Below are 15081 nucleotides of genomic sequence, written 5' to 3' on the forward strand. Positions count from 1 at the left end.
GGTAGACTTGTTGTATCAATGTCCTTGGATCACAGGACTATATTTATGCAAAGACATGAAGAAAGGAATCAATACACAATGAAATTAGGAATCGTAGGACTGCCAAATGTAGGTAAGAGTACTTTGTTTAATTCTCTCACAAAAGCGGGTGCCGAGTCTGCCAACTATCCGTTCTGCACCATCGATCCGAACGTAGGGATCGTTACCGTGCCGGATAAAAGGCTGGACGTGCTGTCTGAGATGTATCACTCAAAAAAAGTCATTCCCGCAGTCATCGAGTTTGTAGACATCGCAGGTCTCGTCAAGGGAGCATCCAAAGGGGAGGGGCTTGGCAACCAGTTTCTGGCCAATATCCGTGAGGTCGATGCCATTGTCCATGTAGTCCGCTGCTTTGAAGATGAAAATATCGTCCATGTAGACGGTTCAGTCAGCCCGCTTCGCGATATCGAAACCATCAATTTTGAGCTGATTTTTTCCGACATCGAAGTTCTTGACAGAAAGATCGCCAAGTCAAAAAAAGGTTCACGAAATGACAAGTCCCTCGCCCGGGAGGTAGAACTTCTGGAACGGGTAAAAGCTCATCTTGAGGACGGGAAGCTGGCCAAGACATTCGTGACCGATGACGAAGAAGAACAGGAAATCCTGGATTCCTGCAATCTCTTAACGATCAAGCCTGTGATTTTTGCCGCCAATGTCTGTGAGGATGATCTCATGGATGATGCCGCATCCAACGAGTTTGTAAATGAAGTGAGAACTTATGCAAAAGATGTAGACGCCGGTGTTTTCGTGATCTGTGCCCAGATTGAACAGGAAATCGCAGAACTGGATGATGAAGAGCGAAAAGAATTTTTAGAGGATCTGGGTCTTAGTGAGTCAGGCCTTGATAAACTGATCTCTGCCAGCTATTCACTGCTTGGCCTGATCAGTTATCTGACATCAGGGGAAGACGAGACGAGGGCATGGACGATCACAGAAGGAACGAAGGCGCCTCAGGCAGCCGGAAAGATCCATACGGATTTCGAGCGGGGCTTCATCCGTGCCGAAGTAGTTTCCTATGATGACCTTGTTGAAAATGGAAGCATCGCAGCAGCCAGAGAAAAAGGGCTGGTGAGACAGGAAGGAAAAGAATACGTCGTACAGGACGGAGACGTGATCGTGTTTAAGTTTAATGTGTAAAATTTTCTGTATGATTTTCGTTCGGCTCTTAGAATGCCTCACTCCAATCATACAGAAAATAGATATCATATCTGCTGGAGAAGACATCCTGCCGGATAGAAAGTGCTGTCTTGCAGCAGCTTCTTCTTGCAGAGAGAAACCGCCGTGGTTCACAAATGTGAACCGCGGCGGTTTCTTGGTATATGTAAATAATCTTCTCTCACTTAGTTGATGATGCGCACTGCTTTGCACGGTGTCCGGTATCCCATACTGGATACTTTGATGCCTCCCCTTGGATATGGGGCGGAATTGCTCGCGTGGACGACCTGACCGTTTCCGATGTACATGGTCACATGGTTGATCCGGCCTCCCCGTTTATAGAACAGCAGATCCCCCGGTCTGACGCTGCTGATGGAGATGGTGCGTCCATCGTTTGCCTGGGAATAGGATGTTCTGCTGATGTTGTAGCCAAAATGTCCAAGCACCTGCTGAGTAAATCCGGAACAGTCCGTACCGTTTGTCAGGCTGTTTCCGCCGTAGCGGTACTTATTCCCCACAAACTTCAGGGCATAGTTCACGACCTGCTGACGGGTAGTTCCTGAGGAACTGTCTCCGCTCTCCTGAGAAGAGGAATTCTGTCTTTCGCTCTCGGTTGTTCGTTCTGTACTCGTGGTACTCTTTGCCGGCTTTTGTTTTTTCACCGTTGACTTTGCACTGGTATAGTAATACCCAAGACTGACGTAATCTTTTGCCAGATAGCCTTTGTCTCCGTCTGCCTTCACATTGACCCACTCTGCGGATTCTCCGAGAACTTTGTAGCTGTCATCTCTGGAAACCAGGGTCAAAACTTTTGCTTTGGTGGACTGTTTCTGTCTGACTTTCAGTGTGTCCACTTTCACGACGGCTTGTTTCGGAAAATTATGTTTCTTAGCGTAACTGTGGATATCACTTCCCCAGATCAAATACTCGTTCTTCACATAACCGGTCACTTTTCCGGAACGGATCCTGCTCCATTCTTTTCCCTTTTTCAATACAGTGCCGATGTTTCCTTTTTTGAACTTTCCCACCACAGGGCTGGAAATGCTCTTTTTCTTTCTGATGTTCAGTACGGAGCGCACGTCGGGTGCTGCTTTTCCTTTGTAAAAAGAAGCGGAAAACTCAGGCTCTTTTGTCTGTTTCTGCACCGCGGCCGCTGCCGCCTGTTTTGCTGTCACTTTTGGTTTTGCGGAAGTCGCTGCCGCCTGCTTTTTAACTTCTGTAATATGCTGCGTCTTTGTCGTCTTCTTCACTGCTGCTGCAGCCGAAGGTGTTTTTACTTTCTTCTTTGGTGCTGAACTGTCTGACTCTGTGTATTGTTCCATAGCTGCCGCAGATCCCGCAAGACCGGTCTGGTACTGATCGCCTTTGGCGTCTGCGAATGTGGAAACTCCGAGAATGAATGCCAGTGACAGTCCGGCTGCCATCGTTCCCTTTGCTATCTTATGATTCATATCCCTCTGTGTCTCCCTCTCCTTCCTGCGTATTGTGAACTTATTACAACATTATTAAAATTAACTTAACACATTCTGTGTAAAATGTCAACGAATCGTCATATTTTGACAAAACTCTATGTCAGGAACATTAAAAGGACCATGCCGGCAAAGGCATGGTCCTGCAAAATACAGTTATATATTTTTAATCCGTTCAATGGCTTTCACCGTATTCTCATAATTTCCGAAAGCCGTGAGCCGGAAATAGCCTTCCCCGCTCGGTCCGAAACCTGATCCCGGTGTTCCCACAACATTTGCGTGTTCCAGCAGATGATCAAAGAAATCCCAGGAGGACATTCCATCCGGAGTCTTCAGCCAGATATAAGGAGCGTTGACTCCTCCTGACACAGTATATCCCGCATCTTTCAGACCCTCATAGATCACCCTGGCATTGTTCATGTAGTAGCCCACCTGCTCTTTAAGCTGTGCTTTCCCGGCTTCAGAATAGACAGCCGCTCCCGCTTTCTGCACAATATACGGTGCGCCGTTATACTTTGTACCGTGGCGCCTTGCCCATAAGTCGTGAAGTTTTACATCACCGCATGTAAGATCTTTCGGCACTACAGCATATCCCAATCGTACTCCGGTAAATCCTGCATTTTTAGAAAAACTCTTTAACTCAATGGCACAGGTTCTTGCGCCTTCACATTCGTAGATGGTATGTGCCACATCATCCTCTGAGATATATGCCTCATATGCAGCATCATAAATAATGACTGCCCCATTGTTATTTGCATAGTCTACCCATCCCTGAAGCTGATCCTTTGTAATCGTAGATCCCGTCGGATTGTTCGGGAAACAGAGATAAATGATGTCCGGAACCTCTTTCGGAAATTCCGGTGCAAAATTATTCTCCGCCGTACACGGCATATAGATTACATCGCTCCATGTCTCGGATTTCGGATCATAGGTTCCTGTCCGTCCGGCCATGACGTTGGTGTCCACATAAACCGGATACACCGGATCACAGACCGCAATCTTATTATCCTGTGCAAAGATCTCCTGGATATTTCCCGAATCACACTTTGCTCCGTCACTGACAAAGATCTCATCCGCCTCAATCTGCGCACCCCGTGATCTGTAATCACCGTCCACAATAGCGTTTCTTAAAAATTCATATCCGAGGTCCGGTGCATAACCGTGAAAGGTCTCCGCTGCGGCCATCTCATCCACAGCGCCGTGAAGCGCCTCGATGATTGACGGAGCCAGCGGCTGTGTCACATCCCCAATTCCCAGACGGATCAGATCTTTTTCCGGATTGGCTTCCTGATATGCATTGACCTTTTTGGCAATGGTTGAAAATAAATAACTTCCTGGTAATTTCAAATAATTTTCGTTGATCTTAAACATGATGTCCTCCTAATAATTTACTGTGAAAGTCCGTTTAGTATCTATATGAATCCCGGATCATCTTTGCCATTTCAATCAGTCCCACACCGCTGTTCATACTGCGGCGCTGAATATACTCGTGGGCTTCCTGTTCTGAGATCCGGTTGTTTTTCATCAGCAGTTTCTTCGTTTCTTCGATTATTTCCAGCTCTTCTCTCGTGCGCTGTCTCGGCCTTTGCTGTTTTTTCTTCTGGGCATTGATCAGAGCGTCCGACATTTCCCGTACTTTTTCCATCAGAAGCGGAGGCTTTAAAGGCATCGGCAGATACTCCATCCCCCGGATATCCAAAAATTCCAGACTCGCCTGTGGAGCTAAAACAATCATCCTGAATCCGTCAGGGAGATATTCTCTCAGTTCACTGCAGACCATGTCCGCAAACTTGTATCCGCAGACGATCAGCCCGTCTTCCAGGCTTTCCGCCCGCTGCATGATCTGGGAGCCTGTGACACAGGCAGCCGTCACTTCAAATCCGTTTCTCACAAGCAGATTTCGGATACTCCTTGTCTGCTCCTGTTTCGGGAAAAGAACAAAAATATGAACCAAGCTTCCCACCTCCCCGTATGAATGACGCCTGCCTTCTGCCGGTTAAATCTTGTACAAATATTCATCTATTTCCCACTGAGAGACAGTTTTCTGATAAGATTCCCATTCTCCCTGTTTTGCATCCAGATACCGGTCAAAAATATGATCTCCGAGAACCTCTTTCATGAATTCACTGTCCTTGAACAAATCCATCGCTTCCTTCATATCCCTTGGAAGAGCCCCGATGCCGGCCTTTAATTTCGCCTTCTCTGTAACTTCGTACTGGTTCTTTGTAGATGCCTTTCCAGGCTGCAGTTTATTTTCAAGACCGTCAATTCCTGCCGCCAGACTCACTGCAAGCGCAAGGTAAGGATTGGCCGCGGAATCCGGGCTTCTGAATTCCAGGCGTGTTCCGCTTCCTCTGGCCGTCGGCACACGGATCAGCGGACTCCTGTTTGCAGGAGACCATGAAATATCCACCGGAGCCTCATATCCCGGCACAATCCGCTTATAGGAATTCACCAATGGATTTGTGATCAACGACATTTCCGGCGCATGCTTCATAAGACCCGCCATAAAATGGTACGCCTCGTCGCTGAGTCCCAGTTCGCCTCTGGAATCCGCAAACATATTCTGCCCTTCACTCCAGAGCGACATATTCAGATGCATTCCGGAACCGTCCACACCGGAGATCGGTTTTGGCATAAAGCTCGCATACAGCCCATGCCGTTTTGCAATATATTTCACGACAAACTTAAATGTAAGAATATTATCTGCAGTGCGCAGTGCATTGTCGTATTTAAAATCTATCTCATGCTGAGCCGGTGCCACCTCGTGGTGGGAGGCTTCGATCTCAAATCCCATATTTTCCAGATTCAGGATCATATCTCTTCTGGCCGCTTCTCCAAGATCCAGAGGCGCCACATCAAAATAGCCGGCTTTCTCGTGGGTCAGCGTCGTAGGACATCCTTCCTCGTCCGTGTGAAATAAAAAGAATTCACACTCAGGCCCTACGTTAAAATTATATCCGAGTTTCTTGCTCTTCCTGAGCACTTTCTTCAGGATATAGCGGGAATCCCCGATGAATGGAAGCCCGTCCTGTCCGTACACGTCACAGACCAGCCTCGCGACTTTTCCGCTCTGGGAATGCCATGGAAATATGAGAAAACTGTCCAGATCAGGGTACAGATACATGTCGGATTCTTCTATCCGCACAAAACCGTCCACGGAAGATCCGTCAAACATACACTTATTATCCAATGCTTTTTCCAGCTGTCTTGCGGTGATCGCCACATTTTTCAGCGTCCCGAACACATCGGAAAACTGCAGCCGGATAAACTGTACGTCATTTTCCCTGACCAGATCTATGACGTCCTGCTTAGTATATCGGTCCATATCATCACTCCTCTTTTCTTTTTTATTCGGCTTTAAAATACAGCCGGCGGTTAGCATAATTTTATCAAGTTACATTTTTATTGTCAATCAGAGCAGAGGGAACACCGCCCTCCTGAAATAGAACTTTCCGATGAAAGAAAAAAGGGGCACCTTTAATAGACTTAAAGGTACCCCGTTGTACGTTTAAATTTGTGCAATGTCCACAACTGATAAATTGTCTCTGCTTCCTGATTCCAGGCTGGTGAGCAGTGCGTCTGCCGTATCCAGGCTGGTCAGACAAGTCACACCGGTTTCAATCGCATACCTGCGGATCAGGAATCCGTCCCTGCTGCGCCCTACTCCCTGAGAAGGTGTGTCAATGATCAAATCTATTTTATCATCTAAAATCAAATCAAGCAAGTTCGGAGATTCTTCTTCCAGCTTGTTGATCGAATGGGCAGGCACGCCGTTTTCATTCAGCACTCTGCACGTGCTCCTCGTGGAGAAAATTTCGTATCCGAGATCCACGAATCTTCTTCCGATATCCACCGCATCGATTTTATCTGAATCCTTCACCGTGAGAATCATCTTCTTGTACTTCGGAAGGTTAATGCCCGCTCCGAGAAATGCCTTGTACAATGCCTCATTGTAGTTTTTGGAAACTCCCAGACACTCTCCGGTGGATTTCATTTCCGGCCCTAAGCTGACTTCTGCGCCCCTCAGTTTTTCAAAAGAGAACACCGGTTTCTTGATTGCATAATATTCAGACTCTTCCTGGAGTCCCGGCTTATATTCCAGATTCCTGATCTTGGCTCCGGCGATCACTTTGGCCGCCAGATCTACGATCGGAATTCCGGTTACCTTGCTGATATAAGGAACGGTACGGCTGGAACGAGGATTTACCTCGATGACATAAACCTCCTCGTCACAGACAATAAACTGGATATTGATGAGTCCAATAACGTTCAGTGATTTTGCCAGTTTCCTTGTATACTCTGCGATTACCCTTTTCACCTTTTCGCTCAGGTTAATGGACGGGTAAACAGAAATACTGTCACCGGAGTGGATTCCGGCGCGCTCGATGTGCTCCATGATACCAGGGATAATAATTTCTTCCCCGTCACATACGGCATCCACTTCCACTTCTCTTCCGACCAGATATTTGTCGATCAGGATCGGATGCTCCTGGGTCTGGCGGTTAATGATCTCAATAAAGGATACAATATCTTCATCGGAAACAGCAATCTGCATTCCCTGTCCGCCGAGAACATAAGACGGCCTTACCAGAACCGGATACCCCAGTTCATGTGCTGCGGAAAGCGCCTCCTCACATGTAAATACGGTCGTTCCTTTCGGTCTTGGAATACAGCACTCTTCCAGAATCTCATCGAACAGTTCTCTGTCTTCCGCCGCGTCTACATTTTCTGCGCTTGTTCCGAGGATCGGAACTCCCATCTCCATCAGAGCCTGCGTCAGTTTAATCGCAGTCTGTCCTCCGAACTGTACCACGGCTCCGTCCGGTTTTTCCAGATCCACGATGCTCTCCACATCCTCAGCAGTCAAAGGTTCAAAATAGAGCTTATCCGCCACGTCAAAGTCTGTGGAAACCGTCTCCGGGTTGTTATTGACGATGATGGTCTCATACCCTGCGTCTCTTAATGCCCATACGCTGTGCACAGAGCAGTAATCAAACTCGATTCCCTGTCCGATCCGGATCGGTCCGGAGCCCAGTACCATGACCTTTTTCTTCTTACTCAGTTCTTCTACTTCATTTTCACTTCCGAAGACGGAGTAATAGTAAGGAGTACTCGCCTCAAATTCTGCTGCACATGTATCGACCATCTTATAAGCCGCATGAATACCGAATTGGTTTCTCAGTTCCTTGATCTCTTTTGCAGTTTTTCCTGTCAGCTTTCCGATCACAGAATCAGGGAATTCTAAGCGCTTAGCCTCTGCCAGCAGTTCTTTCTCCAATTCTCCTGCTTCTTTCAGTTTCTTTTCCATCTCTACCAAAACAGCAATCTTGTCCAAGAACCAGCGGTCGATCTTCGTGATGTTGAAAATCGTGTCGTAGTCAAATCCTCTGCGGATCGCCTCTGCGATCACATAGATTCTCAAGTCGTCGATCTTCTCTAATTCCTTTGTCAGTTCTTCGTCTGGCATTTCCCCATAATTACCGAAGATCAGGCTGTCCACGTTCTGTTCCAGGGAACGGATGGCCTTCATCAGTGCACCTTCAAAATTATTGCAGATGCTCATGACTTCCCCGGTTGCTTTCATCTGAGTGGTCAGTGTCCTCTTTGCATGAATAAACTTGTCAAACGGAAGACGCGGCATTTTTACCACACAGTAATCCAGCATCGGCTCAAAACTTGCATAAGTCTTTCCTGTGATGGCATTTGGAATCTCATCCAGATTATATCCGATGGCGATCTTTGCCGTCACCTTTGCGATCGGATATCCTGTAGCCTTGGATGCCAGTGCAGAAGAACGGCTGACACGAGGGTTTACCTCGATGACACAATATTCAAAACTGTCCGGATTCAGAGCAAACTGTACGTTGCATCCGCCGTTTACTTTCAGTTCTGTGATAATGTTTAATGCAGAAGTACGAAGCATCTGGTATTCTTTGTCCCCTAATGTCTGGGAAGGAGCTACTACGATGCTGTCTCCGGTATGAACGCCGACCGGGTCAATGTTTTCCATATTACATACGGTGATGCAGGTTCCGTTGGCATCGCGCATCACTTCATATTCGACTTCTTTCCATCCGCCGATGTAACGCTCTACCAGAACTTCTCCGACACGGCTCAGCCTGAGACCATTTTCCAGGATCACTTCTAATTCTTCTCTGTCATGGGCGATTCCTCCGCCGCTTCCCCCTAACGTATAGGCCGGACGGCAGACGACCGGATACCCAATCTCCTCGGCAAACTCAGCACCCGCAGGAATGTCTGTGACAACTTTTCCTGCCGCGATAGGCTCACCGATCTTTTCCATCGTATCTTTAAATTCCTGGCGGTCCTCAGCCTTTCTGATCGTAGTGGAGGAGGTACCGATCAGGCGCACTCCGCTTTTTTCAAGGAAGCCGTTTTCCTCCAGCTCCATCGCCAGATTCAGTGCAGCCTGTCCTCCCAATGTCGGGAGAATACTGTCCGGTTTTTCCTTTTCTACGATTTTTTCTACAACTTCCGCAGTCAGCGGTTCAATGTAAACTTTATCTGCGATATCCTTATCGGTCATGATGGTAGCCGGATTAGAGTTCACCAAGACAACTTCGATTCCCTCTTCCTGAAGGGCGCGGCAGGCCTGGGTTCCTGCATAGTCAAACTCTGCTGCCTGTCCGATGACGATCGGTCCGGACCCGATGACTAATACTTTCTTAATACTTTCAATCCTAGGCATTTTTTGCTCCTTTCATCATTTCAATAAATTCATCAAACAAGTAAGCGGTATCTACCGGTCCCGGACTGGCCTCCGGATGGAACTGCACGGTACGGACATTTTTCCCCTTATACCGCAGTCCTTCAATACTCTTGTCATTGACATTGATAAATGAGATTTCTGCCAGATTCTTTGGTACGCTCTCTTTTTTGATCACATATCCATGGTTCTGAGAAGAAATGTAGACACGGCCGGTAGCCAGATCTTTTACCGGATGATTTCCGCCCCGGTGCCCGAAGCGCATCTTCCTCGTATCCGCTCCGTTTGCCAGCGCCATCAGCTGATGCCCCAAACAGATTGCGAAGATCGGCACATCACTGTCATATAATTTTTTTATTTCTTTTATAATGGACACACATTCTTTCGGATCTCCAGGCCCGTTGGATAACATGATCCCGTCCGGCTGATCCCCAAGGATTTCCTCTGCCGTTGTAAACGCCGGATAAACGGTCACATCACAGCCTCTTTTGTTGAGAGAATTTGCAATGTTGCTCTTTGTGCCCAGATCTAACAGGGCAACTTTCAGTCCGTCTCCCGGAAAATGTTCTTTTTCTGTTCTTGATACGGTCTTGACTGCATCTTTTACCTGATACCCTTTTAATTTTGGAAGGATCTCATCCAGATCATAGTCCGGATTAGTTGTGATCATGCCTCCCATACAGCCTTCTTCTCTCAATATCTTCGTGATCGCTCTCGTATCCACTCCCTGGATTCCTGGAATATCGTTGGCGATCAGATAACTTTCCAAATCCTGCTCACTTCTGAAATTACTTGCGGTTCTTGATAACTCTCTTACAATAAAAGCTGAATGCCATGGCTTTACGGATTCTGCATCCTCAAGACATACGCCGTAGTTCCCAATCAGCGGATATGTCATGACGACACCCTGTCCCTGATAGGACGGGTCCGTAAGCACCTCCAGGTAGCCTGTCATCGATGTATTGAATACAACTTCGCAGATAACTTCTTTCCTGGCGCCGAAACTTTTTCCTTTAAACACTTGCCCATCTTCCAAAATCAAAAATGCGTCCATGAATCTGTTTCCTCCTTAAAAATGTGCATAAAAAAAATATATCCAAAAATAAAAATCACGAATCCAAGCATTGATGCGCAGACGCAGTTCAATGCAATATGTGGTATTATTTTAGATATATCTCTCTACAAATTGTAAAAATTCTATCACAAATAAAAACCTTTTGCAAGGGTTTTTGACAATTATTTTTCGTTTTTCGAAAAAACACATCCGCAAAAACTTTGCCTATACAAATCAAACTTTTGTGATAATTCCACAGAGCGTTTATAACCGTTTTTCTTTTTAAAATCGGACGGCAGAAACTTTACCTGATACTCTTTTTCTAATTCCTGTCCAATTTCATTGAGCCATTGGGCATTTTTCAGCGGACTGATGGTAAGTGTCGTGGTAAAATAGTCACTCCCCAATTCGCCTGCCTTTTTCGCCGCCTCAGTCAGTCTCAGCCGATAGCACCGAAGACATCTGTTCCCGCCCTCCGGCTCTTGTTCATATCCTCTGACTGCCTGATAGAACTCTTCCGGCCGAAACTCTTCCTTTATAAAAGATACCTTTTCCGGAAATTCCATCTCTGAGATCAGGCGCTTCTGCTCCTCAGCTCTTTTTTCGTATTCTTCTTTGGAGTCGATGTTAGGGTTATAATAATACACTGTGATTTGAAAATACTTTGAGAGATATTCCAAAACATAACTGCTGCAGGGGGCACAGCAGCTGTGCAGCAAAAGAGAAGGCCTCCCGCCCTCAAGCCCTTCTATAATATTGTCTAACTTTTTTTGATAATTTTCCTTCATCATTTTCACTCCTGTGTATTATTATACACGAAAACAGCAGGAATTCAATTTATCAAAGTTGGAAATTGGACAAAGAGGGAAAGATTCATATTTTCCTTACGCATCTGTGCACAACCAGCGGAGCGTTTTTATTTCATAGGGAAGGTCGTAGAACTTTCCTATGAAATAAAAATAGCATTGCCTTCTGGAATAACTCCAGAGCCGGCAATGCCATTTTTTATTTAAATTTAACTGCTGTGCCGTAGGCCATGATCTCGGCAGCACCAGACATGACTTCTGCTGATGCATAGCGGACACATACAACTGCATCTGCTCCTAACGCTTCAGCCTCTTCTACCATACGTTTTGTGGCGAGAGCACGAGCCTCATTCATCATCTCCGTGTAGGCTTTCAGTTCGCCGCCAACCAGATGCTTAAATCCCTGAGTAATGTCTCTCCCTACATTTTTGGTCTGGATGGTATTGCCTTTGACCATTCCTAAGGCTTCAAATTCTTTTCCCGGTATTGTTTCAGTAGTTACTAAGATCATCTTCCTCACCACTCCTTACTTCCTTAATGCGTTCAACGAGTACATAGACGGAGACACCTGCCAGGCAAAGCGGGATCAGACCGATCAGCAGACGGAGACCGACAGATAATGGAATGAGAACAAAAATCATTCCGAAGTATCCTAATAGAAATGCGATTGTGAAAACCGTCACGATGATTGGGGCAATCAGCTTCTTTTGCATATATGATGCGCCTCCTTTTTGTATTAATGATATAATACAATAATATAATAAAGTTTGTGAAAAGTCAATTAGAAATTTCCATTTCAGCATGTCTCTTTAACCAAACAAAATATTTAATTATCTCCCTGGTTATCATCATATATTCTTTTTGACTAGCTTCATTGATTATGTAGGTAAATGCATTGTCCGCCTCTTTTGGAATTGAAAAGACAAATGAAATCCATTTCATTGATTGCTCAAATATTTTCTGTTCTATTGAAGACGTCCCTTTTCCTTTAAAAAAAGCAAAAGTATTGATAAATCCATTATCCCTCATAAGAACTGGAAGTTTTCTGCAGATGGTTCTTAACTGCTCTCTTTTGCTTTTTATACTTTCCTGTACTTTTGGATCTCCAAGATCTTTTGATTCTTCAATATATTCTATGAGGTCGTTAATTGCATGATAGGAAGCCAATGCCCTACGACGATTTAAATCTACAAAGTGATTTTCCATTCTTTACTTCCTCCCTTTTCATTTCACTGATTGTCACACTTCCTTTTCCAGTATTAAGATTTCTTCCAATCTGATATTCTTTACCTTCTTTTTCATTCGTTTCAATCCATCTAGAAATTTGAGGAAGCACAGGTGCTTTTACTGGTCTGACAAGATCCTTGAATTCACAAATAAATCCATACAAAATACTTCCTTCCGGCAAATATTCTTCTGTAAACAGTGCCTGGTTTTCGAGTCTGTTGCGAGTAATAATCTCTGTATGATATCTAGTAAAATATCTAAAATCTTTATCAGATACGATTCCAATATGTTTAATCACTGTTTGGGAAAGTCCAAGCTTTCTTAAAAGATCCTTTATCACATTATCTTTATAGTTAACTGCCTGTAATTTATATCCTCCAATCCATTCTGTATCATCGTGATGAGACCACTGACATATCACACCATCTACAACCCGCCTTTTCAGTCCCTTCAATTCTTGGTAAACATTATCACATTCATATTCGTTCCATGAAATTTCTAAAAAGAATTGTTCTAAACAGTTTACACTTGTTAAAAGCCTGTAAATCCCATGTGACGATTGAACGGAAAAAAACAGCAGCCTTAAATCTGAAAAGGAAAGTTTTGCCTGATCCGGTGATTGATTTTGAATTATTTTTTTTAGCTTACCGTCCATTTTATAGAGCAGACTTCCTTTGAACGTCCCTGCATCTATTTTAGGGAAATCATCACTTCTTTGGATATTGCAGTCCGCTCTAAAATCTCCTTCGCCTGACCCTGCACAAACTGGCGTATTTGCTATACACCAAACTGCATTTGCTCTGTTTTTCATGCTCATAATATTCGCCCCCTTTTTCTCACAGTGCATCTTTGAACAAATCCTTTAAATCCTCTTTAAGAGTATCCAAATGAAAAACTTCCAATCCGGCACGGCGTGCAGATGAATATGCCTTTGTTATATTTTCATATCCATCAGACTTTACACCTTCTACTGCTTCACGTTTGCTCAGTGGTGTTATCAATATAGGTTTTCCATATACACCGCCTAACGCATAAGCTGTATACTCCCGTGACTTTGCGTTTTCTGCTGACATAAACCCAGATTTACATTCAAAGACAACTGTTTGTCCCGATCTCAGCAATAAAACAAGATCCAATTCACAAAATTTTTCTTCCTCCCTCCAATCATGTTTGCGTACTTTTACACTATGAGATAAACTCTGAAAAAAATCTGCATCTTGCTTTGACATTTCTTTTACTGCATTCCAAATCACTGCTGCCGCCATATATTCCAGAAAATATCCAAAAAGATAATTTGTTCTATTCTTTAACGACTTTTTTATTATCTTAAAATCATCATCAGTTACTTCTCCCTTATGTTTTATACCGTCAAGCAATTTAAAAAACTCATTTGCATTATTTTCTTTCTTATTCCACTTATTTGACTCGATTAACTTTTTCCGTACTTCTTCATTTACTTGATATAGTTTGGAATAAAAATTAGAATAAGCCTTCAGCAGATCTAAAAAATCTTCTTCATTTTTGTCTTTATTAATAGATACAGCATTACTGATCTTCGATTCGTATCCTGCCAGACGAAACAGGTTGTGTAAATCTATCGTATCGCTTCTATAACTATTGTTTACAGCTCCAAATTTCCACTCATTTCTATCATAATAGCCAACAGTAATCTTTTGTGTATTGCCCTCCAAGTACATGACTGTATGGTTTGAACTTGTATCGGCATTATCCTCTATATATTTCATTGTGGTAAATAATATATTTCTCTGTCCTCCCGTGACATTCCAAATAAAGTTTTTATTTTTTCTGTCATCAATACACTTGTCAATTTCTCTAATATAATTTTCACACTTAAATCTTCTAGGTAATTTTATATCATCAGAGTCAATCCATGGCATTCCCTCATATCTGTCGTTATAAACTGTAGAAAAATTTTCGTCCCACATCTTATTTAAAAATCGTTTATTTTCCCCGTCTTCATAAGTCAAATTTATAATTTCTAAAGATTTATTTTCCCGATTTTTTAAATTTTCTAACGGCAGATAATTTACAATTTGATTTAGTGTAGAACACATGACATATACATCGCATTTTTCCTGAGCTTGTCTCCATCTATTTTCTAAATCAGTCATAGACAGCCTCCTCATTTCCCAGTATAAAACTGCCAAACCCCCGATGCTTTTGAACAATTACATCCGACAGTATCTCCGATAATAAATTTTTATTTTGTTCATTCGTGTTAGATTTAAAATAACTGCTTTTTAACAGATATAAACTTCCTTCTGGGATGACTTTTTTCAATTCTTTGGGCTTATTCTTTGCCATATCCCATCCTCCGGCTGTCTCTGGTTTTCCTATAATCTTTGACAAGACCGAAATTCCTTTTTCTTTTAATACACTCTCCAGACTTTTCTCATTCTTCATAATAAACGGTGTGGTAAAGATTAATTTTAAATTTTCACTGCTGCTTTTCTTTTTGTTATATTCTCTAACATCTTTATGATACTCGTCCAATGACCCCAAAAATAATTCCAGCCTGGCCATCCTGGTGTCGGGCGGCGAATTAAAGTTCCAACCGACTGCAATTCTACCGCAAATTAA

The 15081-nt window shown here is 43.8% G+C and carries 14 protein-coding genes; 1 reads left to right on the forward strand and 13 read right to left on the reverse strand.

Going from position 1 to position 15081, the window contains the following annotated elements:
* Window positions 1-78: 78 nt before the first annotated feature.
* On the forward strand, window positions 79-1176 hold the full coding sequence (ychF, locus tag DWV34_RS16615) for a redox-regulated ATPase YchF (RefSeq protein WP_118476722.1): 1098 nt from the start codon (window positions 79-81) through the stop codon (window positions 1174-1176).
* A gap of 203 nt (window positions 1177-1379) precedes the next feature.
* Here the strand turns inward: ychF and DWV34_RS16620 are convergent, their stop codons facing one another.
* The 13 genes from DWV34_RS16620 to DWV34_RS16680 all read right to left on the reverse strand — a co-directional run.
* On the reverse strand, window positions 1380-2645 hold the full coding sequence (locus DWV34_RS16620; protein ID WP_118476723.1) for a C40 family peptidase: 1266 nt from the start codon (window positions 2643-2645) through the stop codon (window positions 1380-1382).
* A 174-nt stretch (window positions 2646-2819) separates the two neighbouring features.
* Window positions 2820-4034 carry an LL-diaminopimelate aminotransferase gene (locus tag DWV34_RS16625; protein ID WP_118476724.1) on the reverse strand — a complete coding sequence of 405 codons (1215 nt, stop codon included), beginning with the start codon at window positions 4032-4034 and terminating at the stop codon, window positions 2820-2822.
* Window positions 4035-4068: 34 nt separating this feature from the next.
* On the reverse strand, window positions 4069-4626 hold the full coding sequence (locus DWV34_RS16630) for an ANTAR domain-containing response regulator (RefSeq protein WP_118476725.1): 558 nt from the start codon (window positions 4624-4626) through the stop codon (window positions 4069-4071).
* A 33-nt stretch (window positions 4627-4659) separates the two neighbouring features.
* Window positions 4660-5991: a type I glutamate--ammonia ligase gene (glnA, locus tag DWV34_RS16635; RefSeq protein ID WP_039946102.1), complete on the reverse strand. Its 1332-nt coding sequence runs from the start codon at window positions 5989-5991 to the stop codon at window positions 4660-4662.
* A gap of 183 nt (window positions 5992-6174) precedes the next feature.
* Entirely contained in the window at window positions 6175-9375 is a 3201-nt protein-coding gene (carB, locus tag DWV34_RS16640; RefSeq protein ID WP_009290896.1) for a carbamoyl-phosphate synthase large subunit, read from the reverse strand.
* Window positions 9368-10447, reverse strand: coding sequence for a carbamoyl phosphate synthase small subunit (locus tag DWV34_RS16645; RefSeq protein WP_006565534.1), 1080 nt, complete (start codon window positions 10445-10447; stop codon window positions 9368-9370). The genes carB and DWV34_RS16645 overlap by 8 nt, the downstream gene beginning before the upstream one ends.
* Window positions 10448-10629: 182 nt before the next feature.
* Window positions 10630-11238: an epoxyqueuosine reductase QueH gene (locus DWV34_RS16650; RefSeq protein WP_022261309.1), complete on the reverse strand. Its 609-nt coding sequence runs from the start codon at window positions 11236-11238 to the stop codon at window positions 10630-10632.
* Window positions 11239-11452: 214 nt separating this feature from the next.
* A complete protein-coding gene (locus DWV34_RS16655) occupies window positions 11453-11764 on the reverse strand; it encodes a YbjQ family protein (protein ID WP_009290894.1) in 312 nt (103 codons plus the stop codon).
* Window positions 11745-11966: a hypothetical protein gene (locus DWV34_RS16660; RefSeq protein ID WP_009290893.1), complete on the reverse strand. Its 222-nt coding sequence runs from the start codon at window positions 11964-11966 to the stop codon at window positions 11745-11747. The genes DWV34_RS16655 and DWV34_RS16660 overlap by 20 nt, the downstream gene beginning before the upstream one ends.
* Before the next feature lie 64 nt (window positions 11967-12030).
* Window positions 12031-12459 (reverse strand): type III-B CRISPR module-associated protein Cmr5, encoded by a 429-nt coding sequence (cmr5, locus tag DWV34_RS16665; RefSeq protein ID WP_009290892.1) that lies wholly within the window; start codon window positions 12457-12459, stop codon window positions 12031-12033.
* Window positions 12425-13297, reverse strand: coding sequence for a CRISPR-associated protein (locus DWV34_RS16670; protein WP_009290891.1), 873 nt, complete (start codon window positions 13295-13297; stop codon window positions 12425-12427). The genes cmr5 and DWV34_RS16670 overlap by 35 nt, the downstream gene beginning before the upstream one ends.
* 19 nt (window positions 13298-13316) lie before the next feature.
* Window positions 13317-14612: a hypothetical protein gene (locus tag DWV34_RS16675; protein ID WP_022261311.1), complete on the reverse strand. Its 1296-nt coding sequence runs from the start codon at window positions 14610-14612 to the stop codon at window positions 13317-13319.
* Window positions 14605-15081 (reverse strand): type III-B CRISPR module-associated Cmr3 family protein (locus DWV34_RS16680; RefSeq protein WP_305000028.1); only part of this gene is annotated, 477 nt, incomplete at its 5' end. The genes DWV34_RS16675 and DWV34_RS16680, both read right to left, overlap by 8 nt.

Origin of the sequence: Anaerostipes sp. AF04-45, assembly GCF_003461725.1 — a bacterium.
Taxonomy (GTDB): domain Bacteria; phylum Bacillota; class Clostridia; order Lachnospirales; family Lachnospiraceae; genus Anaerostipes; species Anaerostipes caccae.